General features: G+C 57.8%; 25 protein-coding genes. 7 read left to right on the top strand and 18 right to left on the bottom strand.

Annotation, left to right across the window (positions count from 1 at the left end; translation table 11 throughout):
• From pheT to thrS, 6 genes are all read right to left on the bottom strand, one after another.
• Positions 1–2,382 (bottom strand): phenylalanine--tRNA ligase subunit beta, encoded by a 2,382-nt coding sequence (gene pheT / locus ACYZTY_RS09200; protein ID WP_461958182.1) that lies wholly within the window; start codon positions 2,380–2,382, stop codon positions 1–3.
• Between the two features lie 26 nt (positions 2,383–2,408).
• The gene (gene pheS, locus ACYZTY_RS09195; RefSeq protein WP_007905876.1) at positions 2,409–3,425 is read right to left on the bottom strand and encodes a phenylalanine--tRNA ligase subunit alpha; all 1,017 of its coding nucleotides are present in this window, start codon (positions 3,423–3,425) and stop codon (positions 2,409–2,411) included.
• Positions 3,426–3,534: 109 nt separating this feature from the next.
• Complete coding sequence (rplT, locus tag ACYZTY_RS09190) at positions 3,535–3,891, bottom strand: 50S ribosomal protein L20 (protein ID WP_007905879.1); 357 nt, start codon at positions 3,889–3,891, stop codon at positions 3,535–3,537.
• A 27-nt stretch (positions 3,892–3,918) separates the two neighbouring features.
• Positions 3,919–4,113, bottom strand: coding sequence for a 50S ribosomal protein L35 (rpmI, locus tag ACYZTY_RS09185; RefSeq protein WP_008145659.1), 195 nt, complete (start codon positions 4,111–4,113; stop codon positions 3,919–3,921).
• Between the two features lie 60 nt (positions 4,114–4,173).
• Positions 4,174–4,725 carry a translation initiation factor IF-3 gene (infC, locus tag ACYZTY_RS09180; RefSeq protein WP_176469887.1) on the bottom strand — a complete coding sequence of 184 codons (552 nt, stop codon included), beginning with the start codon at positions 4,723–4,725 and terminating at the stop codon, positions 4,174–4,176.
• Positions 4,725–6,647, bottom strand: coding sequence for a threonine--tRNA ligase (gene thrS, locus ACYZTY_RS09175; protein ID WP_010455934.1), 1,923 nt, complete (start codon positions 6,645–6,647; stop codon positions 4,725–4,727). Before thrS ends, infC begins: the two co-directional genes overlap by 1 nt.
• Positions 6,648–7,020: 373 nt before the next feature.
• Between thrS and ACYZTY_RS09170 the strand changes: the two genes are divergently transcribed.
• Entirely contained in the window at positions 7,021–7,323 is a 303-nt protein-coding gene (locus ACYZTY_RS09170) for a hypothetical protein (protein ID WP_461958181.1), read from the top strand.
• Between the two features lie 292 nt (positions 7,324–7,615).
• The gene (locus ACYZTY_RS09165) at positions 7,616–7,828 is read left to right on the top strand and encodes a cold-shock protein (RefSeq protein WP_007905882.1); all 213 of its coding nucleotides are present in this window, start codon (positions 7,616–7,618) and stop codon (positions 7,826–7,828) included.
• A 72-nt stretch (positions 7,829–7,900) separates the two neighbouring features.
• Here ACYZTY_RS09165 and ACYZTY_RS09160 read toward each other — a convergent pair whose 3' ends face one another.
• Entirely contained in the window at positions 7,901–8,221 is a 321-nt protein-coding gene (locus tag ACYZTY_RS09160) for an I78 family peptidase inhibitor (RefSeq protein WP_461958180.1), read from the bottom strand.
• Between the two features lie 167 nt (positions 8,222–8,388).
• Complete coding sequence (locus ACYZTY_RS09155) at positions 8,389–8,694, bottom strand: hypothetical protein (protein WP_461958179.1); 306 nt, start codon at positions 8,692–8,694, stop codon at positions 8,389–8,391.
• A gap of 133 nt (positions 8,695–8,827) precedes the next feature.
• Here ACYZTY_RS09155 and ACYZTY_RS09150 point away from each other — a divergent pair, with 133 nt between their 5' ends.
• Positions 8,828–9,037: a hypothetical protein gene (locus tag ACYZTY_RS09150; RefSeq protein WP_461958178.1), complete on the top strand. Its 210-nt coding sequence runs from the start codon at positions 8,828–8,830 to the stop codon at positions 9,035–9,037.
• Between the two features lie 36 nt (positions 9,038–9,073).
• Here the strand turns inward: ACYZTY_RS09150 and ACYZTY_RS09145 are convergent, their stop codons facing one another.
• The 8 genes from ACYZTY_RS09145 to ACYZTY_RS09110 all read right to left on the bottom strand — a co-directional run bounded on the left by ACYZTY_RS09145 (position 9,074) and on the right by ACYZTY_RS09110 (position 16,690).
• Positions 9,074–10,102: a nucleoside hydrolase gene (locus tag ACYZTY_RS09145; protein WP_461958177.1), complete on the bottom strand. Its 1,029-nt coding sequence runs from the start codon at positions 10,100–10,102 to the stop codon at positions 9,074–9,076.
• Between the two features lie 44 nt (positions 10,103–10,146).
• A complete protein-coding gene (rbsD, locus tag ACYZTY_RS09140) occupies positions 10,147–10,551 on the bottom strand; it encodes a D-ribose pyranase (RefSeq protein ID WP_461958176.1) in 405 nt (134 codons plus the stop codon).
• Entirely contained in the window at positions 10,548–11,465 is a 918-nt protein-coding gene (gene rbsK / locus ACYZTY_RS09135; RefSeq protein WP_461958175.1) for a ribokinase, read from the bottom strand. The genes rbsD and rbsK overlap by 4 nt, the downstream gene beginning before the upstream one ends.
• 24 nt (positions 11,466–11,489) lie before the next feature.
• Positions 11,490–12,509: a LacI family DNA-binding transcriptional regulator gene (locus ACYZTY_RS09130; protein ID WP_461958174.1), complete on the bottom strand. Its 1,020-nt coding sequence runs from the start codon at positions 12,507–12,509 to the stop codon at positions 11,490–11,492.
• 3 nt (positions 12,510–12,512) lie between these two features.
• The gene (locus ACYZTY_RS09125; protein WP_010455954.1) at positions 12,513–13,490 is read right to left on the bottom strand and encodes an ABC transporter permease; all 978 of its coding nucleotides are present in this window, start codon (positions 13,488–13,490) and stop codon (positions 12,513–12,515) included.
• Positions 13,487–15,040, bottom strand: coding sequence for a sugar ABC transporter ATP-binding protein (locus ACYZTY_RS09120; protein ID WP_461958173.1), 1,554 nt, complete (start codon positions 15,038–15,040; stop codon positions 13,487–13,489). The genes ACYZTY_RS09125 and ACYZTY_RS09120 overlap by 4 nt, the downstream gene beginning before the upstream one ends.
• A 55-nt stretch (positions 15,041–15,095) precedes the next feature.
• Positions 15,096–16,052 carry a substrate-binding domain-containing protein gene (locus tag ACYZTY_RS09115; RefSeq protein WP_461958172.1) on the bottom strand — a complete coding sequence of 319 codons (957 nt, stop codon included), beginning with the start codon at positions 16,050–16,052 and terminating at the stop codon, positions 15,096–15,098.
• Between the two features lie 188 nt (positions 16,053–16,240).
• Positions 16,241–16,690, bottom strand: a complete 450-nt coding sequence (locus ACYZTY_RS09110) for a hypothetical protein (protein WP_461958171.1) — start codon at positions 16,688–16,690, stop codon at positions 16,241–16,243.
• Positions 16,691–17,035: 345 nt separating this feature from the next.
• Between ACYZTY_RS09110 and ACYZTY_RS09105 the strand changes: the two genes are divergently transcribed.
• The 3 genes from ACYZTY_RS09105 (at position 17,036) to ACYZTY_RS09095 (ending at position 19,277) form a co-directional block, all read left to right on the top strand.
• Positions 17,036–18,124, top strand: a complete 1,089-nt coding sequence (locus ACYZTY_RS09105; RefSeq protein ID WP_461958170.1) for an asparaginase — start codon at positions 17,036–17,038, stop codon at positions 18,122–18,124.
• A gap of 168 nt (positions 18,125–18,292) precedes the next feature.
• Positions 18,293–18,583 (top strand): DUF1654 domain-containing protein, encoded by a 291-nt coding sequence (locus ACYZTY_RS09100; RefSeq protein ID WP_461958169.1) that lies wholly within the window; start codon positions 18,293–18,295, stop codon positions 18,581–18,583.
• 4 nt (positions 18,584–18,587) lie between these two features.
• Positions 18,588–19,277, top strand: coding sequence for an endonuclease (locus tag ACYZTY_RS09095; RefSeq protein WP_461958168.1), 690 nt, complete (start codon positions 18,588–18,590; stop codon positions 19,275–19,277).
• 56 nt (positions 19,278–19,333) lie between these two features.
• Here the strand turns inward: ACYZTY_RS09095 and ACYZTY_RS09090 are convergent, their stop codons facing one another.
• Positions 19,334–20,245, bottom strand: coding sequence for a siderophore-interacting protein (locus ACYZTY_RS09090; protein WP_461958167.1), 912 nt, complete (start codon positions 20,243–20,245; stop codon positions 19,334–19,336).
• 100 nt (positions 20,246–20,345) lie between these two features.
• Entirely contained in the window at positions 20,346–20,711 is a 366-nt protein-coding gene (locus tag ACYZTY_RS09085) for an SPOR domain-containing protein (protein ID WP_461958166.1), read from the bottom strand.
• 250 nt (positions 20,712–20,961) lie between these two features.
• On the opposite strand from ACYZTY_RS09085, the gene csrA reads away from it, so the two are divergent.
• Entirely contained in the window at positions 20,962–21,156 is a 195-nt protein-coding gene (csrA, locus tag ACYZTY_RS09080) for a carbon storage regulator CsrA (protein ID WP_007938114.1), read from the top strand.
• Positions 21,157–21,234 lie beyond the last annotated feature (78 nt).

The following is a 21,234-nucleotide window of genomic DNA, read 5'->3' as shown; positions in this document are numbered from 1 at the left end:
TCACTTCCTTAACGTGGCGTTCAACCTTTGTTCGAGCGAGGTGAGGATGTTTTGCGTCGTGGTATTCACCTCATCGTCATTAAGAGTGCGCGATGGATGCTGCCAGGTCAAGCCGACTGCAAGGCTTTTTCTATCAGGATCAATGCCTTTACCCTGATACACGTCAAATAGCCTGAGGTCTGTGAGCCATTCGCCTGCATTTTCACGGATTACGTCCAGTACGGCACTGGCCGCAACGTCCGTGGCCGCAATCAAAGCCAAGTCACGACGCACTTCAGGAAAGCGTGATAACTCCTGGAATTTAGGCATTTTCCCCAATGCTACTTCGGCCAGAACCAGCTCGAAGACGAAAACCGGGCGGTCGAGACCTAGGGTTTTCGACAATTCAGGGTGGATAGCGCCGACAAAACCGACCAGGCGACCTTCACGTTCGATGCGCGCGGTTTGACCCGGGTGCAACGCAGGGTGTTTGCCCGGCACGAACGTGAACGAATCCAGTGCACCTGCAAAGCCCAGCACCGCTTCCACGTCGGCTTTGACGTCGAAGAAATCCACGACATCGCGACCCTGAGCCCAGCCTTCCGGCAGACGGCTACCGCAAACAACACCCGCCAGCATCGGCTCTTGCTTCAGGCCTTCCAGCTGACCGACAAAACGCAGCCCGCTTTCGAACAGACGGACGCGGTCTTGTTGACGGTTCAGGTTGTGCTGAAGCGCCTTGACCAGACCAGGCCACAGGGACGAGCGCATGGCCGCCATGTCGTTCGAGATCGGGTTGGCCAGCAGCAGCGGCTCGACACCCGGATTAAACAACTCGAATTGTTTCGGATCGATGAAGCTGTAGGTGATCGCTTCCTGATAACCACGCGCCACCAGCAGACGACGCAACTCAGGCAGATCGCTGCGCGCTTCAGCCTTGGCTTGCGGTGCCAGGCGAGCTTGTGGGTAACGTACCGGCAGACGGTTGTAACCGTACAGACGAGCCAGTTCTTCGATCAGATCGACTTCCAGGCTGATGTCGAAGCGATGGCTTGGCACTTCAACGCGCCACTGCCCTTCCCCATCGGCAGAAATTTTCAGACCCAGGCCGCTGAGCAGACGCTCGACTTCGGTCGACTCCATTTCCATGCCCAGCATCTGAGTGATGCGTTGCGCACGCAGCGTAACCGGTGCAATCGACGGCAGATGCTGCTCGCTGACGGTTTCGATGATCGGGCCAGCTTCGCCGCCAGTGATTTCCAGCAGCAGGCCAGTGGCGCGCTCCATGGCTTCACGGGCCAGTTGCCAGTCCACGCCACGCTCGTAGCGGTGCGAAGCATCGGTGTGCAGGCCATAGGAACGGGCCTTGCCAGCGACGGCGATCTGGTCGAAGAACGCACTTTCAAGGAATACGTCGCGAGTGGTCGCGGTGTTGACGCCGCTGTGCTCGCCGCCCATGACGCCGGCGATTGCCAAGGCGCGGGTGTGGTCGGCAATCACCAGCGTATCGCTACGCAGGCTGACTTCCTGACCGTCGAGCAGTACCAGCTTCTCGCCTTCTTCGGCCATGCGCACGCGGATGCCGCCATTGATTTCGGCGAGATCGAATGCGTGCAGCGGTTGGCCCAGCTCCAGCATCACGTAGTTGGTGATGTCGACGGCAGCGTCGATGCTGCGCACGTCGCCACGACGCAGGCGCTCGACCATCCACAGCGGCGTCGGCTTGGTCAGGTCGACGTTACGGATCACACGGCCCAGGTAACGCGGGCAAGCGGCTGGCGCCAGTACTTCGATCGAACGCACTTCATCGTGCACGGCTGGCACGACAGCCACCACCGGACGGGTGACTTCAGCGTCATACAGCGCGCCGACTTCACGAGCCAGACCGGCCAGGGACAGGCAGTCGCCGCGGTTCGGGGTCAGGTCGACCTCGATGCTGGCGTCGTCCAGACTCAGGTACTCACGAATGTCCAGACCGACCGGCGCATCCGCCGGCAACTCCATCAGGCCGTCGTTGCCTTCGCCGACTTGCAGCTCGGCTTGCGAGCACAGCATGCCGTTGGACTCAACGCCTCGCAGCTTGGCTTTCTTGATCTTGAAGTCGCCCGGCAGTTCGGCACCGATCATGGCGAACGGGATCTTCAGGCCCGGGCGCACGTTTGGCGCACCGCACACGACCTGGAAGGTCTCCGAGCCATTGCTGACCTGGCAAACGCGCAACTTGTCGGCGTCCGGGTGTTGCTCGGTGCTCAGCACTTCGCCCACGACCACACCACTGAATTCACCGGCGGCCAGCGTAACGCTATCAACCTCAAGACCGGCCATCGACAGACGAGCAACCAGCTCGTCGCGACTTACCTGCGGGCTTACCCAGCCACGCAGCCATTGTTCACTGAATTTCATCCTGCTCTCCTAAGAATTCGTTACGACTAGCGAAATTGCGCGAGGAACCGCAAGTCGTTGTCGAAGAACAGACGCAAGTCGTTCACGCCGTAACGCAGCATGGCCAGACGCTCAACGCCCATGCCGAAGGCAAAGCCCGAGAACTCTTCCGGGTCGATCCCGGACATACGCAGCACATTCGGGTGGACCATGCCGCAGCCCATCACTTCCAGCCAGCCAGTCTGCTTGCAGACACGGCAGCCTTTACCGCTGCACATCACGCATTCCATGTCGACTTCAGCGGATGGCTCGGTGAACGGGAAATACGAAGGACGGAAACGCACGGCCAGTTCTTTTTCGAAGAACACGCGCAGGAACTCTTCGATGGTCCCTTTGAGGTCGGCGAAGTTGATATCGCGATCGACCAGCAGGCCTTCGACCTGGTGGAACATCGGCGAGTGGGTGATATCGGAGTCGCTGCGGTACACACGGCCTGGGCAGACGATGCGGATCGGCGGTTGTTTCGATTCCATGGTGCGGACCTGTACCGGCGAGGTATGGGTGCGCAGCAACATGTTGGCATTGAAATAGAAGGTGTCATGCATCGACCGGGCCGGGTGATGGCCTGGGATGTTGAGCGCTTCGAAGTTGTGGTAATCGTCTTCGACCTCAGGGCCTTCGGCAATGCCGTAGCCGATGTGGGTGAAGAATTGCTCGATTCGTTCCAGAGTACGGGTGACCGGATGCAGACCACCCGAGGTCTGACCGCGGCCAGGCAGGGTCACATCAATGGACTCGGCAGACAGTTTGGCGGCTAGATCAGCCTCTTCAAACAGTGCCTTGCGGGCATTGAGAACCTCTGTGACACGCTCCTTGGCAACGTTGATCAGGGCGCCGACTTGCGGACGCTCTTCTGCCGGCAAATTCCCCAGGGTCTTCATCACCTGAGTCAATTCGCCCTTCTTGCCAAGGTAGTGAACCCGGATTTGCTCCAGGGCATTGATATCTTCAGCGCTTTGCACAGCCTCTAGTGCTTGAGAGACGAGCGCATCCAGGTTTTCCATGTACAGACTCCAGATACAAAATAGGGGAAGAGCTTGAAGGCTCTTCCCCTATTTATGACGTTTAACACCTGGCCCCACAGAGGTGAGGCCGGGTGACTGTCGGGGGTACTTAAGCCAAGGTGGCTTTAGCTTTCTCGACAATCGCAGCAAACGCCGCTTTTTCGTTCACTGCCAGATCAGCCAGAACCTTACGGTCGATCTCGATGGACGCTTTTTTCAGGCCGGCGATGAAACGGCTGTAGGACAGACCGTTGATACGTGCACCAGCGTTGATACGAGCGATCCACAGAGCGCGGAACTGACGTTTTTTCTGACGACGGTCACGGTAGGCGTATTGGCCTGCCTTGATTACCGCTTGCTTGGCAACACGGAATACGCGCGAGCGAGCGCCGTAGTAGCCTTTAGCAAGTTTCAGAATTTTTTTGTGACGTTTACGGGCAATGACGCCACGCTTTACACGAGCCATGAGTTACTTCCTCTATTCTTGACTAAATTAACGAAGGCGCAGCATGCGCTCGACTTTTGCCACGTCACACGGTGCCAGCAAGCTGCTACCGCGCAGTTGACGCTTACGCTTGGTCGACATTTTAGTCAGGATGTGGCTCTTGAAAGCGTGCTTGTGCTTGATACCGTTAGCAGTTTTCAGAAACCGCTTAGCAGCACCACTTTTCGTTTTCATTTTTGGCATGTTCGGATACTCCGCATTCAGTTGATAAACATAATCAGAAGGCCTGCCGTGCCCTGATGATTACTTCTTCTTTTTCGGGGCGATGACCATGATCAGCTGGCGTCCTTCCATCTTAGGATGCTGTTCGACCGAACCGTACTCGAGCAAGTCACCTTCAACTCGCTTGAGGAGTTCCATCCCCAGCTCCTGGTGGGCCATCTCACGGCCGCGGAATCGCAAGGATACCTTGGCCCTGTCCCCATCACTCAGGAAACGTACCAGGTTGCGCAGTTTTACCTGGTAATCCCCTTCCTCCGTCCCTGGACGAAACTTGATTTCTTTAACCTGAATCTGCTTCTGGTTTTTCTTGGCCGCGGCAACCTGCTTCTTCTTCTCGAAGATCGATTTGCCGTAGTCCATCAGTTTGCAAACAGGGGGTACTGCATCGGCGGAAATTTCCACCAGATCCAGTTTGGCCTCTTCAGCCTTAAGAAGCGCGTCTTCAATTGACACAATCCCAAGCTGTTCACCTTCAGCCCCAATTAACCGAACCTCGCGTGCCGAGATATTCTCGTTGATCGGGGCTTTCGGTGCAGCTCGTTTATCTTGTCTCATTTCACGCTTAATAGTAATTACTCCGAATCTGGGCGACCACGCCGGGAAACCGCTTGCGCGAGAAACTCAGCGAACTGGGCGACGGGCATCGAGCCCAGGTCAGCACCTTCACGAGTACGCACAGCGACAGTCTGCATCTCGACTTCCCGATCTCCGATAACCAAGAGATAGGGAACCTTGAGCAAAGTATGCTCGCGGATTTTAAAGCCGATCTTTTCATTTCTCAAGTCAGACTTGGCACGAAATCCGCTTTCATTGAGGGTTTTTTCAACCTCGGCGGCAAAATCGGCCTGTTTATCAGTGATATTCATGATCACTGCCTGGGTCGGAGCCAGCCACGCAGGGAATGCACCCTCGTAGTGCTCGATCAGGATTCCGACGAAACGTTCGAAGGATCCGAGGATCGCCCGGTGCAACATAACCGGGTGCTTGCGACTGTTGTCTTCGGAGACGTATTCGGCTCCCAAACGGACAGGCAGGTTAAAATCGAGCTGAAGGGTACCACACTGCCAGACACGGCCAAGGCAATCTTTCAGCGAGAACTCGATCTTCGGACCGTAGAACGCACCCTCGCCCGGCTGCAGATCGTACGGCAAGCCAGCGCTATCAAGGGCTGCAGCCAGTGCAGCTTCGGCGCGATCCCACAGCTCGTCGGAACCCACGCGTTTTTCCGGACGAGTGGACAGCTTCATTTCGACGTCTTTGAAGCCGAAGTCGGCATAAACGTCCATGGTCAGCTTGATGAACGCGGCGGATTCGGCCTGCATCTGCTCTTCGGTACAGAAGATGTGGGCGTCGTCCTGAGTGAATGCGCGCACACGCATGATGCCGTGCAGCGCACCCGATGGCTCGTTACGGTGGCATGCACCGAATTCGGCCAGGCGCATCGGCAACTCGCGGTAGCTTTTCAGGCCCTGATTGAACACTTGCACGTGGCAAGGGCAATTCATTGGCTTGATCGCGTAGTCGCGGTTTTCCGACTGAGTGGTGAACATGTTGTCGGCGTAGTTGGCCCAGTGCCCGGATTTCTCCCACAGGCTGCGGTCAACAACCTGAGGCGTCTTGATCTCCAGGTAACCGTTGTCGCGTTGAACCTTGCGCATGTACTGCTCGAGCACCTGGTACAAAGTCCAGCCGTTCGGGTGCCAGAACACCATGCCCGGGGACTCTTCCTGGGTGTGGAACAGGCCCAGGCGCTTGCCGATCTTGCGGTGATCGCGCTTTTCAGCCTCTTCGATGCGCTGGATGTAAGCCGCCAGCTGCTTCTTGTCCGCCCAAGCGGTGCCGTAAACGCGCTGCAACTGCTCATTCTTGGCATCGCCACGCCAGTAGGCGCCGGACAACTTGGTCAGCTTGAAGGATTTCAGGAAGCGCGTGTTTGGCACGTGCGGACCGCGGCACATGTCGACGTATTCTTCGTGATAGTACAGACCCATGGCCTGCTCGTTCGGCATGTCCTCGACCAGGCGCAGCTTGTAGTCTTCGCCACGGGCCTTGAACACTTCGATCACTTCGGCGCGCGGAGTGACTTTCTTGATCACGTCGTAATCTTTTTCGATCAGCTGCTGCATGCGCTGTTCGATCGCGGCCAGGTCGTCCGGAGTGAAAGGACGCTCGAAGGCGATGTCGTAATAAAAGCCTTCATCGATGACCGGGCCGATGACCATCTTGGCGGTCGGATACAGCTGCTTGACCGCGTGGCCAACCAGGTGGGCGCAAGAGTGGCGAATGATCTCCAGCCCCTCTTCATCCTTTGGCGTAATGATTTGCAGCGTGGAATCGCTGTCGATGATGTCGCTGGCGTCAACCAGCTTGCCATTGACCTTGCCGGCCACGGTGGCCTTGGCCAGACCTGCACCAATGGATGCGGCGACCTCGGCTACGGAAACCGGGTGATCGAATGAACGTTGACTGCCGTCGGGAAGAGTAATAGTTGGCATGGCGCCTCCTCTCCTAGTGGTGACCCCTACCAAAGGTCACGTGGGTTGGGATGAGCCAGTACAAGATCCGATCCAGGCCATTCAATGACGAACGCCTGCCTTACAGCGGCAGGAGCCTTGCGGCCAACCGGAAAACCGAACCAGAGTGACTGGGATTCAAATCAGGGTTATTCGCGCAATTGCCGCTACCGGGACTGAAGGTCATCCGGAGCCTGCAAACGCCCGAGCGAGGCATGCTAGCACAGATGAACGGTCGTCGATGCAACGAGGCTTTGTGCTGGGGCAAATCATGCAATTTATGCCAGAGTGCTGAACTTGAACCCCGCTTTACCCCTCAGATAACAAGACATTGACCCACAAGGAGCATCCCAGCATGCGTCTGAATCGTTTGTTCGCAGTCGTCGCCCCCATCGTTCTGCTGCTGCCACTGGCCGCCCACGCCGATTGGCCGAAGGGCGAGCGTGAGAAATACATGGCTCAGTGCACAGAAGCGGCCACTCCGCAGATCGGTGCTGCCGCAGCGAAGGCTCACTGCGCTTGCGGAGCCGATGCCATCAAGTCGTACCCTGCCAAAGACATCCAGTCCCTGATGGATAACACGGCCAATGACGCACTGAAACAAAAAGCACTGACCCAAATCTCGTCATGCAAAGCCGATAACAAGGCAAAAAAATAAGCCCGACTGAGGGATTTTTACGTCTGCCACAACAGTAAAAACGCTCTGAAAACTGCTTTTTCGTACAATTTATGCAGGTTTTACAGGTTTTTTTATCGTCTTTACTTTCGGCTGAAAGCCTTGTAAAACGGGGCTTTCAGCTACATCAAGCAGCAAACTGAACGCGACTGCAGGGCAAACAGCACGTCCGGGGGGCTCCCAAAGCGAACATTTCGACTATGATACCCCGGTGTGCCCAGTTGGCCTGAGCAGCACAGCACTACTGAAAATATATGTTTCTTGGAGATACACCATGTCTAATCGCCAAACCGGCACCGTTAAATGGTTCAACGATGAAAAAGGCTTCGGCTTCATCACTCCTCAAGGTGGCGGTGACGACCTGTTCGTACACTTCAAAGCTATCGAAAGCGACGGTTTCAAAAGCCTGAAAGAAGGCCAAACCGTTTCCTTCGTGGCTGAGAAAGGCCAAAAGGGTATGCAAGCTGCACAAGTCCGCGCTGAGTAATTTTCAGCCGCACTAAAAAAACCCCGTCCATGTGACGGGGTTTTTTATGAGCGAAGCAAAAGTTTGAAGTGATCAGCCGCAGTTGACGCGGGTAACCACTCGGCTGGCATCGGTATTCAGGTTCAGGCGATCAGAACGGTATTCCAGCGTCACCATATCGTTAGGCGACAGGAACCGGGCATTCTGTGCACCTGCGCGGGTACGTGCCTGCTCCAGCAGTGCAGGCGAAGCTGCTTTGCCAATGGTGAATTCGGCCGCCTTAGCCTCGCAACGGCTGTGGCCAGTGTCAGTCGTCGTAACAGGGTCTGTCGCCGATTCCGACGTCGTACTGCTGCAACCCGCCAGCAGCGTGACAGCGAACAAAGTACCCAATGACGCGAACTTCCAAGGCATGAAGCCTCCTTTTTTCCAATAGTTAAGCTGAGATCTTGCGACCGCCAATCCGGCATTTGGTTTCGAGGCGAGAGCCATCACCCTGCCCTGGATCCGCACGAGCGGCGAGTTTGCCTGAGCGTCACCCTGCCGTTCATCACTCAATCGTGACTGAATATGAACAGTCCTCAATAGACGTCGATGTAATCATAGGGCGGGTTCGGCCAGTTTTCTTTCAGCGCATTGAAAATCTGCATGACCCAGACTTCGTCGCTGGCCGCGACCAATCCTACGTATCCGGAACCCTTGGCCCACGTCTCCAGGCGAAACAGTAGCCCGTTGATATCGGTGCCGCCCACAACGCCCGATGAAATGTAGGCGATGCCGCCCTTGGTCACTCGCAGCTGCGTGTGCTCATCATCACTGGCAGAGGCCAGCAGCTGGCGCACCGCCTCAAGGGTCAAGCCGTCGGGCGTGTTCAAATCGATCTGCACAGCGTGGTCCTTGAAAAATTCGTCAAAGACCAAGTGTCGCATAGCCCTCTTCTCATGCCTAAGTCGGAGTGCCAAACGCCGCGAAAAATGGTTAACTCGGCACTCAGACTTTTCCGACTTCACGAGCGCCATCATGACCACCGTAAGCATCGACGCCAACATCACCGTCAAGTGGCCACAGGGCCACAGCTCTTACAGCCCGGGCAGCCCGGAAGAGTTGGCAATCATTGGTATCGATCTGCTGGTCAAGGCACTGGGCACTGACGCAGCCCATTCATTCATCAAGCAGGTTTTCGAGAGATATCCCGCCGACCTGAAAGACGCAGTGGAAACCGAAAGATAGTAAAAACCCGCAGGCTGACACCTGCGGGCATGCGGCTTACTTCAAACGAGCAAGACGCTGGGTCAGCAGGTCGAAGAAACCCTGAGCGTCGCCGCTCTCAACCCAGAACGCGTTCTTCGGCGCTTTCAGGCCGTCATACCAGTCGACAATGGTTTGACCGAAGGTTGGTCCTTCGCGGCTATCAACGACCACGTTGACCGAACGACCGGTGAACAATTCAGGCTTGAGCAGGTAAGCAATGACGGTTGCGTCATGCACCGGGCCACCGGGAATACCGTAGTGCTCCATGTCGCCTTTGACGTACTCATTGAGAATATCGCCCACCAGCTTACTGGCATTGTTGTTGATCGCTGCGATCTGCTTCAGGCGCGCGTCACTGGTGAGGATCTTGTGGGTCACGTCCAACGGCAGATACGTCAGCTTCACGCCGCTTTTGAGCACTACTTCCGCAGCCTGCGGGTCAGCGAACAGATTGAATTCAGCCACCGGGGTAATGTTGCCACCGTTGAAGTGCGCGCCCCCCATGATCACCACTTCCTTGATGCCCTGAACGATTTCAGGTTCCTGGATCAGCGCCAGGGCCAGGTTGGTCTGTGGCCCCAGCATGGCGATGGTGATGCTATGAGGCTTGGCGGCCTTCAAGGTATCGATCAGGTAATTGACTGCATTGCCTTCGGCCAATCCTTTTTTCGGCTCGTGCACAGTGACGCCCGACAGACCTTCCTTGCCATGGATGTTTTCCGCATAGATCGGCGTGCGCATTAACGGTTTCGGTGCGCCCGCGTACACCGGCACCTCCTCGCGCCCCGCCCATTCACGGGCCAGTCGAGCATTTCGCGAAGTCTTGTCCAGACGCACGTTGCCGGCAACGGTGGTCAGCGCACGAATGTTCAGCTCTTCAGGCGACGCTAACGCAAACAGCAAGGCAACGACGTCGTCGGCACCGGGATCGGTGTCGATGATCAAATCGGTCTTTTCCGCCGCCTGGGCGCTCGTTGCAGTAATCAGGGACAAAAGCAGCAGACTCCGGAGCAGGTGGTGCAGTTTCTGAGCATAGCGGTGCATATCGCACTCCTTGTGCGTGGGGAAACAAATGTGTGTACAGCGCGTTAGAACGTCACCCCCGATACCAGCACGATGTTGCAGTACGGCGCACATTCGCCTGTACGAACAATCGCTCGCGCCTGTCGGCTGAGGACTTTGAACTGGTCATGGCTGAGCAGCTCACGCCGGCCCAGCACACCTTTGGCATTCAGCTCATCCAGCGAGCTCAACGCGGGTGGTTGTTTGTCCAGAATTTCCTGCGCCAGCACATGGCGCTCAACCTGCATTTCGCTGAGAACGACCTTTAAAGTGCTGACGAAATCCGGAATACCCTGGGTCAGGGCCAGGTCGATCAGTTCGACGCCCGGCGGGACCGGCAGGCCGGCATCGCCGATCACGACCATGTCGCCGTGACCAAGAGACGCGATCAGCCGAGACAGCGCGACGTTGAGCAAAGGTGTCTTTTTCATGGTGCTTTGAACGCCTGTACATCGGACAAGGTGGGAATCGAGGGTTGCGCGCCGGCACGGGTGACCGACAGCGCTGCGGCGACCTGGCCGAAACGGATCGCTTCAGCTTCAGTCTTGCCGGACGCCAGTGCGGCGGCGAACCCGCCGACGAAAGTGTCGCCAGCCGCCGTGGTATCGACAGCCTTCACTTTCGGCGCCGGGAAATGTTCGAAGCCTGTGCCGTTGGCGAACATCGATCCTTGAGCGCCAAGGGTGATGATGACCTTGCCGGCGCCCAACGCGATCAAACGGGTTGCGGCAGTTTCGGCGGTTTCAAGGGAGTCCACCGGCAAACCGCTGAGGGCCGAGGCTTCGCTTTCATTGGGAATCAGATAATCGATGGACGCATACCAATCGGCCGGCAGCGGGCGACTGGCCGGCGCCGGGTTGAGGATCACGATTTTGCCCAGCTCACGTCCGCGCTTGAGGGCATGTCCCACCGTGGCATCCGGCACTTCCAGCTGACAAATGATCACGTCCGCCGCCTGCAATACCGCATCGAACTGGTCGATGACTTGTGGTGTCAGCGCACCGTTGGCACCGGCGACGATCACGATTGCGTTCTGACTGTTGTCATCGACCACAATCAAGGCCACGCCGCTGGAGCCTTCGACCGTGCTGACTGCCTGGCAGTCGATCTGCTCGGCCCACAGTGCCCCGCACAATTCTTCACCGTAAGCATCGCTGCCGACACAACCGACCATCGACACCTGCGCCCCCAGCCGTGCCGCGGCGACCGCCTGGTTCGCGCCCTTGCCGCCGGAAACTGTGGCAAACGACTCGCCGATAAGCGTCTCACCGCCACGGGGCAACCGTGGAGCCCGGGTCACCAGGTCCATGTTCAGGCTGCCTATCACCACTACTTTTGCTGGCATACATCACTACTCGTCAATTCGGTTTCAGCGGTATTCATCGAACACACCGGCGAGCGGTGCAGTCGATTCTCGCAGGACAATACTGGGCGTCACGATCCGTTGATCAGTGGCCATGGCGGGTGTTGCGATCCGTCGTAACAAAACCTCGGCCGCCATCTCACCGAGTTGCAGGATCGACTGGCCCACGGTGGTCAGCGCCGGGTAGACATAACGGCTCATCTGGATATCGTCGAAGCCGATCACCGACAGCTCGGTCGGAACACGAACATTGCGCTCGGCCGCTGCTCGCAGCACACCGATACCGATCATGTCGTTGCCGGCGAAGATCGCGCTGGGTGGGTTCTTTTCCAACAGAATCGCGGCGGCGTTGTAACCGCCAGTGCTGGTGAAGTCACTTTCGAGCATACGCTCGGGATGCACTTCGACGCCCGCCTCCTGCAAGGCGCGGCAATATCCGGCCAGACGCATCTGCGCCACGCTGGTGCCCGCCGGGCCGCCAATGGTGGCAATGTCCCGGTGGCCCAGCTCCAGCAAATGCCGGGTAGCCAGATAGGCGCCGTATTCGTGGTCGATACGCACCAGATCGGCATTCACACCTTCCAGACTACGGTCGACGATCACCATCGGCGTGCGCACCCCGGCAAGACCTTCCGCCAGCCCCGCGTCACCGCCGGCCGAGGCCACGATCAACCCGTCGACGCGCTTTTCCAGCAGCACGCGCAGGTAACTGCGCTGTTTGTCCGGGTTATCGTCGGAGTTGCAGAGGATCACGCAATAGCCGTTGCGTTCGCAGTAATCCTCGATGCCTCGGGCCAGTTCGGCGAAGTACGGGTTGAGGCTGTTCGGCACCAGCAAACCGATGGTCGCCGTGGTTTTAGCTTTCAATGAACGGGCCACGGCGCTCGGCACGTAGTCCAGGGTTTTGATCGCTGCCTCGACTTTGATCCGCACCTCTTCGCTGACCGGTCGGGTCTTGTTCACCACGTGGGAAACCGTGGTGTAGGAAATCCCTGCGAGTGCCGCCACATCCTTGATCGTTGCCATGACTCAGGTCCGCCGGCTTGCGCGCTGACTGCGATAAGTATCCAGCACCACCGCCACCACGATCACCGCGCCGGTGATGATGCGTTTGGTCGGCTCGGTCGCGCCGATCTGCGCCAGGCCTGCCGCCAGTACCGATATGATCAACACCCCGAAGAACGTACTGATTACCGAACCACGGCCGCCCATCAGACTGGTACCGCCGATCACCACGGCGGCGATCACTTGCAGCTCCAGTCCGGAGCCGGCATTCGGATCCGCCGCTTCCAGACGGGAAATCTGGAACAGCGCGGCAATACCGGCCAGCAGCCCCATCAGACTGAAAACCAGAATCTTGTAGGGTTTTGGATTGATCCCTGCCAGACGCACCGCCTCTTCGTTGGTGCCGATGCCGATCAGGTAGCGACCGAACACGGTACGGGTCAACACAGCCTGAGCGATGATGATGATCAACAAGGCAATGATGAACGACGGCGAAATGCCGAAGGCGATCGGGTTGGACAGCCAGGCGAAGGCGTCACCGATGTAAGCCGTGCGCGAGCCGGTCATCTGGTAGGCCACGCCACGGGCCATTTCCAGCACGCCGAGGGACACGATGAACGAAGGGATTCGCCACGCCACGGTGATCGATCCGGTAATGGTCCCGGCCAAGGCAGCAATCGCCATCCCGAGCAGCGCGGCAGGCAGGACGCTCCAGCCCCAGCCGAGAATCGCCACGCTGACGGCCGACGCCGCGAGCGCCAAAACCGAGCCGACCGACAGGTCGATACCACCGATGATCAGCACGAACGTCATGCCGACCGCCAGCACCATCAAATCGGGGATCTGGTTGGCCAGGGTGCTGAACGTGTCGTAAGACAGGAAGTGGCTGCTCAATACCGAGAACAGCGCAACCATCGCCAGCAAGGCACCGGCCAGGCCCAGATAGGTGCCCAGACCGTAGAAATTGCCACTACGTTTGCCGGCGGAAGATGCAGTTTTCATGAAAGGTCCCTAGGCGCTGCTTCGTTGAGCAACGCATCACGTTTTTGGTAGCCGGCGAACGCGGCGGCAAGCAAATCATCCTGGGTCCAGCTGTCGCGCTCGAAGGTGTCGATCAGACGCCCCGCTGACAACACGCCGATCCGGTCGCAGATCAGCATCAACTCACGCAGGTCGCTGGACACCACCACCAGCGCTTTGCCCTGACGGGTCAGCTCACCGAGCAGTGCATAAATGTCGAACTTGGCGCCCACATCGATGCCGCGGGTCGGCTCATCGAACAGCATCACCGAACAGTCGCGCTCCAGCCAACGGCCGATCACGACTTTCTGCTGGTTGCCACCCGACAGCTCGGACACCAACTGCGTCGGGCTCGAACTGCGGATGCGCATGGCGTCGATCTGACGCTGAGCCAGGGACATTTCGTCAGCGTTATTGACGACACCGCCACTGGAAATCACCGGCATGTTGCCCAACGCGATGTTGGCGCTGATCGACTGGGTGAGCAGCAGGCCTTCACCTTTGCGGTCCTCGGTGATCAGGGCGATGCCGTGGCCGACCGCATCAGCCGGCGAACGAATACTCACCACTTGAGCGGGAGAACCCAGCGCAACGGTGCCGCTGTCCGCGGTGTCGGCACCGAAGATCAGGCGCAGCAACTCGGTGCGCCCTGCCCCGATCAATCCGGAGATCCCGTAGATCTCGCCTGCGCGAACTTCGAAGGATACGTCGCGAACTTTGTCCGATCGGGTCAGCCCTTTGACCGTCAGGGCGGGAGCGCCAATCTTGCGCGGCCCCAGGTCGATGTGTTCACCGAGTTCACGACCCACCATCAGAGTGACCAATTGCTCGCTGTTGTAATTGGCCATCGGCTCGACGCAGACCAGGTTGCCATCGCGCAACACCGCAATGCGCTGGGCGACCCGCGCCAGCTCTTCGAGGCGGTGGGAGATATAGATGATCGACACGCCGCGAGCCTGCAAGCGGGTGATCTGCTCGAACAGCATTTCGACTTCGCGGGCGGTGAGCATCGCGGTCGGTTCGTCGAGGATCAGCACATGGCAATCGCCGATCAGGTTGCGCGCGATCTCGACCATTTGTTGGTGACCGATGCCGAGTTCGCCGACCAGGGTGTCCGGGTCGATCGCGTCGAGCCCGACCTGAGCCATGGCCTCGATCGCGGCCTTGCGCAATTGCTTGCGGCTGATCCAGCCGCCATTGCTGGGCAAGTTGTCGAGAAACAGGTTTTCCGCCACCGACAGGGTCGGCAACAGATTGAGTTCTTGCATGACCATGCGGATGCCCAGGTCTTCGGCCTGGGTACGACTGCCAGGGCGGTAATCCTGCCCCTGGAATTGCATCTGGCCGGTGGTCGGCGTGACCAGTCCGCCAATGATTTTGGACAGCGTGCTTTTGCCGGCGCCGTTCTCGCCGGTCAGCGCCAGCACTTCACCGCGCATCAGCGTCAGGTCAATGCCGGTCAGGACGGGTTGAGCGTAGGTCTTGCCGATGCCGCTGACCGAGAGGACAGCGTTCGGGGCGGAAACTGACATAAAACTCTCCATGTGCTCGCCGGGACGGGCGAGCACCGTTGTGTCGCCAGAAGGGTTACTTGGTGACCAGCTCTACTGGAGTTTCGATCACGCCATTGGTGCCGCTGTCGACCTTCTCGCCCTTGATGATTTTCAGCGCAGTCTCGATACCGAACACGGCTTGCCTGGCGGCAAACTGGTCAGCGGTCGCCAGGACCCGGCCGTCTTTCAACATTGGCTTGATGGCGTTGATATTGTCGTAACCGACCACTTGCACCTTGCCCGCCTTGCCTGCCGCACGCACGGCGGACACTGCACCGACGGCCATGCTGTCGTTACCGGCCAGCAGGGCTTTGACATCCGGGTATTCGCTGAGAATCGAGGCGGCAACCTTGTTGCCCTTGTCGATCTCCCAGTCACCGGACTGCAACGAAACAACCTTGATCTGCGCCGCTTCCATCGCGTCTTTGAAGCCTGCGGTGCGGGCCTGGGCGTTGGTAGTCGTGGACACGCCTTCGATGATGCCGACTTCGTCACCGGCCTTCAGTTGCTTGGCCAGATACTCACCGACCAGACGCGCACCTTTACGGTTATCCGGGCCTACGAACGGGACGGTGATGTTCTTGCTTTTGACCACGGCCGGGTCCAACTGGTTATCGATGTTGATCACGGTGATACCGGCATCGATGGCTTTCTTGATCACCGGAACCATGGCCTTGGAGTCAGCCGGCGCGATGACCAGCGCATTGACCTTGGCCAGAATCATTTGCTCGACGATGCGCGTCTGGCCAGCGGTATCCGTTTCGTCCTTGATGCCGTTGGAGATCAGTTCGAAATCGCCGGAATGGTCTTTCTGATACGCCTTGGCACCGTCTTCCATGGTCAGGAAGAACTCGTTGGCCAGGGATTTCATGACCAGCGCGACTTTGGGTTTTTCAGGGGTCTCGGCGAATGCCGAAGAGACAGGCAGCGCGGCGGATGCGGCAGCCAGCATAGCGACAGCAAGAAGACGTCCAGCGAATGGCAGCTTCATGGGTTCACTCCGATCTTATGATTATTGTGAGCAACGCTTGCGCTGGCGGAGGCTTCATTGCGTCCGTCAATGGTTCGAGCCATCGCGAACAGCGCGCAAACGTTTGCGTAGACCGAACTATGCGAACCCTGCTGTGATTTGTCAACGACCTGTTTTGTGTCCGGGTTGGCAAAAACCAACCCTCCACGTTAAGCCGTCGTGCTGATCAGCCCGCCGGTGCTGGAGTCTTTGGCCAGTTCTTTCACCAGATTGCCGGACACTTGCGCCAACGCGCCATTGGTTTCAGCGATCTGCCCCTGGATCGACATGACGGCGGTGGCTTTGGCTTCCTCGTTTGGATAGGACGCTGCCTGAGCGGCGGCCAATTGCTGCTGTTGTTCGCGCAGCTGCTGTTGCAGTTCCTGCATGCGTTTGAGCAGCACCTGCACCGCGATACTTTGACTGCTTTTGCTCTCGGATTTGCTCTCGGATTTGCTTTCAGCCTGAGCAGCGCCACCGGTTCTGACCTGGTTTTCTTCTTTTCCAGTCTGCTGCGTCGACGCGTCTTCCGTCGCTTCGCTCAAGGCATTGATCGTCGACGGGGACTTGCCACCGATGGTGATTGCGCCCGCATTTGGAAAACCGACAGAAAAAGACATGTGAACTCCCGAAAAAAAATCCTTGAAGGGGCATCGACCTGTGCGCGGGTTTCTTTAGCACTGATTTTCTTTCTGGCAAGGTGAAAGGTTCACCAGAGGTCGTAGGCCTTTTCGGAGAGCCGAACGCGAATCCTCAACTTATTCGGAAACCCGGACGCGAGGCTGTTCAATACCGATAACCCATTGGATAAATATTGATATAAATCATCATGTTAAAAGTTTCTCTCATTCAACGTATGGCTGGTACAGATCCTGCTCTTCACCTATACCCCAGGCGTTCAGATCTGCCTGGGGCGTATCTAGATGAACTTGCATCAGCACCGTCTCACTACTAGAGAGAAAATAATGAAATCTGCCTTCAACACCTTTATTCCGGGCGCTTTGGCCCTAATGCTGCTCCTGCCTACTGCCCTTCAGGCAAAAGAAGTCGAAACCCAACAGAAACTGGCCAACGTGGTGATCCTCGCTACCGGCGGCACTATCGCCGGCGCTGGCGCGAGCGCCGCTAACAGCGCGACCTACCAGGCGGCGAAAGTCGGTATCGAACAGCTGATCGCCGGGGTTCCGGAACTCAGCCAACTGGCCAACGTTCGCGGCGAACAGGTCATGCAGATCGCCTCGGAAAGCATCACCAACGACAACCTGCTGCAACTGGGTCGTCGCGTCGCCGAACTGGCCGACAGCAAAGACGTCGATGGCATCGTGATCACCCACGGCACCGACACCCTGGAAGAAACCGCCTACTTCCTGAACCTGGTGGAAAAAACCGACAAGCCGATCATCGTCGTCGGCTCCATGCGCCCCGGCACCGCAATGTCGGCTGACGGCATGCTCAACCTGTACAACGCCGTCGCCGTCGCCAGCAGCAAAGAGGCGCGCGGCAAAGGCGTTTTGGTGACCATGAACGACGAGATCCAGTCGGGTCGCGACGTCAGCAAAATGATCAACATCAAAACCGAGGCGTTCAAAAGTGCCTGGGGCCCACTCGGCATGGTGGTTGAAGGCAAATCCTACTGGTTCCGTCTACCGGCCAAGCGCCACACCATGGACTCGGAATTCGACATCAAAACCATCAAGAGCCTGCCTGACGTCGAAATCGCCTATTCCTACGGTAACGTCAGCGACACAGCCTACAAGGCACTGGCTCAGTCGGGCGCCAAAGCGATCATCCACGCCGGCACCGGCAACGGTTCGGTCTCTTCGCGTGTGGTCCCTGCCCTGCAAGCCCTGCGCAAGGACGGCGTGCAAATCATTCGTTCGTCCCACGTCAATGCCGGCGGTTTTGTCCTGCGTAACGCCGAACAGCCTGACGACAAGTACGACTGGGTCGTGGCGCATGACCTGAACCCGCAGAAAGCCCGCATCCTGGCCATGGTCGCTCTGACCAAGACCAACGACAGCAAAGAGCTGCAGCGGATGTTCTGGGAATACTGATTCACCCTCGCCCGACCGATTCCGGCCGGGCACTGCATTCACCACTCGCCAGCCTTGGCGAGTGGTTCACGCCCTTCCGATATTCCGATAAAAATTTTCCCTTCCTCCTACACCAAACGGAAAAAACTGCTGTCAGAGGATTTTCTTGAATTTTAAGCAGTTGCGAAAATGCCTACAGTTAAATACTGTATGCACGTACAGCTTAATAAGGATAATCCCGTGGCCACTACCTCTGCCTCTCCTGACACCTATGAACGCATGGGCATGCGCGTTCAGAAAATCATCAATTCCCCCACCGCTCAGAAAGCCAAAGCCGCACTGATCTTCCGTCTACCAGACGAACCTGTGGATGAGTGGGAGCAATTGCTCGAAGAAATCGATGAGAACGACAACGTCACCCTCGCCTATCGCGACGATGGCGGTGTGCAGATTTTCTGGGTTGTGCCGAAGGAAGATTGAGTCAATGAGTGTCCGCTGGTTTGCCTTGCTGTTTCTGTTCATTACCCTCGGCGCCCAGGCTGGCGCCCCACGCACCTTCAGCGAAGCCAAGAAAGTCGCCTGGAAGTTATACGCGCCGCAATCCACCGAGTTCTATTGCGGCTGCAAATACACCGGCAACAAGGTCAACCTTGCGGCGTGTGGGTATGTGCCGCGCAAGAATGCCAAGCGCGCCGCCCGCATTGAGTGGGAGCACATTGTTCCGGCCTGGCAGATTGGCCATCAGCGCCAGTGCTGGCAGGAGGGTGGACGCAAGAACTGCACGCGGTACGATCCGACCTATCAAAAGGCCGAGGCCGATCTGCACAACCTGGTGCCGAGCATCGGCGAGGTGAATGGCGATCGCAGCAACTTCAGTTTTGGATGGCTGCCAGTGCAATCGGGTCAATATGGCTCGTGCCTGACCCAGGTCGACTTCAAGGCGAAGAAGGTCATGCCCCGCCCTTCCATTCGCGGCATGATCGCACGGACGTATTTCTACATGAGCAAACAGTATGGTTTGCGCCTGTCAAAACAGGATCGCCAACTGTACGACGCGTGGAACAAGACCTATCCGGTGGAAGCCTGGGAACGTCAGCGCAACCAGAGCGTGGCGTGCGTGATGGGTCGCGGCAACGAGTTTGTCGGGCCCGTGGACATGAAAGCCTGCGGCTGATCGACCGCAGAAAAACAAAAGGCCTCGGGGGTAATACCCGAGGCCTTTTTTCGTTTCTATCCGCCGCTTTTGTTGTAGCGCCAGTAGCCCATCAGATTGAGTGACTCCCTAGCGATGCCGCGCTCCTTGATCAAGTACTTGCGCAGGCTCATCACGGCCACCGTTTCACCGGCGATCCAGCCGTAGAAACCCTCACAGGCCGAGTCGGACGTCTCCCAGAGAATCTCTTCGTCGACATCGACTTCCGCCAGTTCCACCGTTTCGTGAGCCAGCGAGGAAGTGACCGGCAGCTCCGCTCGATGGACCGCTTCGACCATCAGCGTACCTGCTGCCCTGTCAATGGAATGATCCCGGACCAGCCACTGCACGGACAGACCCGGCCACTCAGGCACCGGCAATGCGTCTTCCGCACTGTCCACCTCGAAAAATGCCTGAGTGGTCGGCGGCTCGGCCAGGGCGGCCATCTCGTCCAGAATGCCGAGAGCAGCGGGCAATGCAGTGGCATCGGCCACCAGCAACAGATGCTTGAGCCTGTGCGGAGGCTTCCACTCGAAACCTCCCGCGTCTTGCGCTGAAAACTGGCGATCAGGTGCAACGATCTGGATAGTCTCGCCCGCCACCGCACGAATCGCCCAACGAGAGGCCGGACCGGTTTCACCGTGCAAAACGAAATCAATGTCCACTTCGCCTTGCTCGGCCCGCAAATGTCGAATGGTGTAAGTGCGCATCGCCGGACGCTGGGCGACCGGCATTGAACGGTAGCGCGCATGCCAATTCTGGTCATGAGCCAGTCTGGCAGGCGACCCATCCTCGGCCGGGAAGAACAGTTTTACCCGCTGATCCGGCGCCCATGTGGCCATTTCGGTGACCATCGGACCGGCCAGGGTCACGCGCATCAAATGAGGACTGAGGTTTGTTTTGCGCGCAAGGATCGCGTCGAAGATTTTGTAAGGGGTGGCGGAGGCCATGGAGAGCTCCTTCTGGGAATCGACAGTGACTACGCTTAGAGACGAGTCAATGTGGATCCCCTTTAAGGTGCTTCGGCAAAAGGCCCCTTGAAAAGAATCGTTACTGGACGACGGGATGCTCAAGCACCAGCGCTTCGATGTTCTGTTTCTTTGCCTTGGTTAGCGCCGCAGTCACCTCGGCCTGTTTGGCCTCCGCCTCGGCTTTCGAATTGAACGGCCCGAGCAGAATACGAGCCTTGCCGTTTTCCATGACAATGCTGGAAACAAAGCTGTGCTCAATCAACCAGCCGCTTAGATCGCTGACAGCCTGGGGTGTTTGGCCTCGTACTTCGAGGTCCCATTGCGGACCGGTGGCTGCCGCAGGTGCGGAAACGACTGCCGGTTTCGGCTTTTGAGCGTCAACGCCCTTGCCTGCATCGCACCCAACCAACGCCAGTACCGCCATTAACAAGACCATTTTGCGCACAACGTGTCCCTCTGAATGCTGAAAGCGGCGATTTTAACATTCATGAATACTTCCCGAGTGCCGCAAAATGGGCGCAAAACAACGAGAATGATGGTTGCGGCCTCTGTATAGTTACGCCTTGGGAATTAATGCAGCATCTGCGCGTCAGAAAGAGGCACCCAAACCGTGAGACTTCGCACTAATCTATACATACCACCGACCTCTGCACTGTTCGAATCAGGTGCCCTACAAAGCAATCAAGGAGAAGACCATGCTGATACTCACCCGCAAAGTCGGTGAAAGCATAAATATCGGTGACGACATTACGATCACCATTCTGGGCGTGAGCGGCCAGCAAGTCCGGATCGGCATCAACGCGCCGAAAGACGTCGCAGTGCATCGCGAAGAAATCTACCAACGCATTCAGGCTGGCCTGACCGCTCCAGACAAGCCACAAACTCCCTGAATCCTGTTGCAGTCAGTAGCCAGCCCGTTCAACCATGGACAACGGCTGGCTAAAGATTCAAGCGCCGTATTGCCATCC

This window comes from Pseudomonas sp. LB1P83, from assembly GCF_054897885.1.
The sequence above is the reverse complement of the archived record's forward strand: the minus strand, read 5'-3'. Positions and strand labels throughout refer to the sequence as shown.

Excerpts from the sequence above, each read along its gene's own strand:
- pheT (WP_461958182.1), bottom strand. The coding sequence starts at position 2,382 with ATGAAATTCAGTGAACAATGGCTGCGTGGCTGGGTAAGCCCGCAGGTA.
- pheS (WP_007905876.1), bottom strand. The coding sequence starts at position 3,425 with ATGGAAAACCTGGATGCGCTCGTCTCTCAAGCACTAGAGGCTGTGCAA.
- rplT (WP_007905879.1), bottom strand. The coding sequence starts at position 3,891 with ATGGCTCGTGTAAAGCGTGGCGTCATTGCCCGTAAACGTCACAAAAAA.
- rpmI (WP_008145659.1), bottom strand. The coding sequence starts at position 4,113 with ATGCCAAAAATGAAAACGAAAAGTGGTGCTGCTAAGCGGTTTCTGAAA.
- thrS (WP_010455934.1), bottom strand. The coding sequence starts at position 6,647 with ATGCCAACTATTACTCTTCCCGACGGCAGTCAACGTTCATTCGATCAC.
- ACYZTY_RS09170 (WP_461958181.1), top strand. The coding sequence starts at position 7,021 with ATGCGTCTGAATCGTTTGTTCGCAGTCGTCGCCCCCATCGTTCTGCTG.
- ACYZTY_RS09165 (WP_007905882.1), top strand. The coding sequence starts at position 7,616 with ATGTCTAATCGCCAAACCGGCACCGTTAAATGGTTCAACGATGAAAAA.
- ACYZTY_RS09160 (WP_461958180.1), bottom strand. The coding sequence starts at position 8,221 with ATGCCTTGGAAGTTCGCGTCATTGGGTACTTTGTTCGCTGTCACGCTG.
- ACYZTY_RS09150 (WP_461958178.1), top strand. The coding sequence starts at position 8,828 with ATGACCACCGTAAGCATCGACGCCAACATCACCGTCAAGTGGCCACAG.
- ACYZTY_RS09145 (WP_461958177.1), bottom strand. The coding sequence starts at position 10,102 with ATGCACCGCTATGCTCAGAAACTGCACCACCTGCTCCGGAGTCTGCTG.
- rbsD (WP_461958176.1), bottom strand. The coding sequence starts at position 10,551 with ATGAAAAAGACACCTTTGCTCAACGTCGCGCTGTCTCGGCTGATCGCG.
- rbsK (WP_461958175.1), bottom strand. The coding sequence starts at position 11,465 with ATGCCAGCAAAAGTAGTGGTGATAGGCAGCCTGAACATGGACCTGGTG.
- ACYZTY_RS09130 (WP_461958174.1), bottom strand. The coding sequence starts at position 12,509 with ATGGCAACGATCAAGGATGTGGCGGCACTCGCAGGGATTTCCTACACC.
- ACYZTY_RS09125 (WP_010455954.1), bottom strand. The coding sequence starts at position 13,490 with ATGAAAACTGCATCTTCCGCCGGCAAACGTAGTGGCAATTTCTACGGT.
- ACYZTY_RS09120 (WP_461958173.1), bottom strand. The coding sequence starts at position 15,040 with ATGTCAGTTTCCGCCCCGAACGCTGTCCTCTCGGTCAGCGGCATCGGC.
- ACYZTY_RS09115 (WP_461958172.1), bottom strand. The coding sequence starts at position 16,052 with ATGAAGCTGCCATTCGCTGGACGTCTTCTTGCTGTCGCTATGCTGGCT.
- ACYZTY_RS09110 (WP_461958171.1), bottom strand. The coding sequence starts at position 16,690 with ATGTCTTTTTCTGTCGGTTTTCCAAATGCGGGCGCAATCACCATCGGT.
- ACYZTY_RS09105 (WP_461958170.1), top strand. The coding sequence starts at position 17,036 with ATGAAATCTGCCTTCAACACCTTTATTCCGGGCGCTTTGGCCCTAATG.
- ACYZTY_RS09100 (WP_461958169.1), top strand. The coding sequence starts at position 18,293 with ATGCCTACAGTTAAATACTGTATGCACGTACAGCTTAATAAGGATAAT.
- ACYZTY_RS09095 (WP_461958168.1), top strand. The coding sequence starts at position 18,588 with ATGAGTGTCCGCTGGTTTGCCTTGCTGTTTCTGTTCATTACCCTCGGC.
- ACYZTY_RS09090 (WP_461958167.1), bottom strand. The coding sequence starts at position 20,245 with ATGGCCTCCGCCACCCCTTACAAAATCTTCGACGCGATCCTTGCGCGC.
- csrA (WP_007938114.1), top strand. The coding sequence starts at position 20,962 with ATGCTGATACTCACCCGCAAAGTCGGTGAAAGCATAAATATCGGTGAC.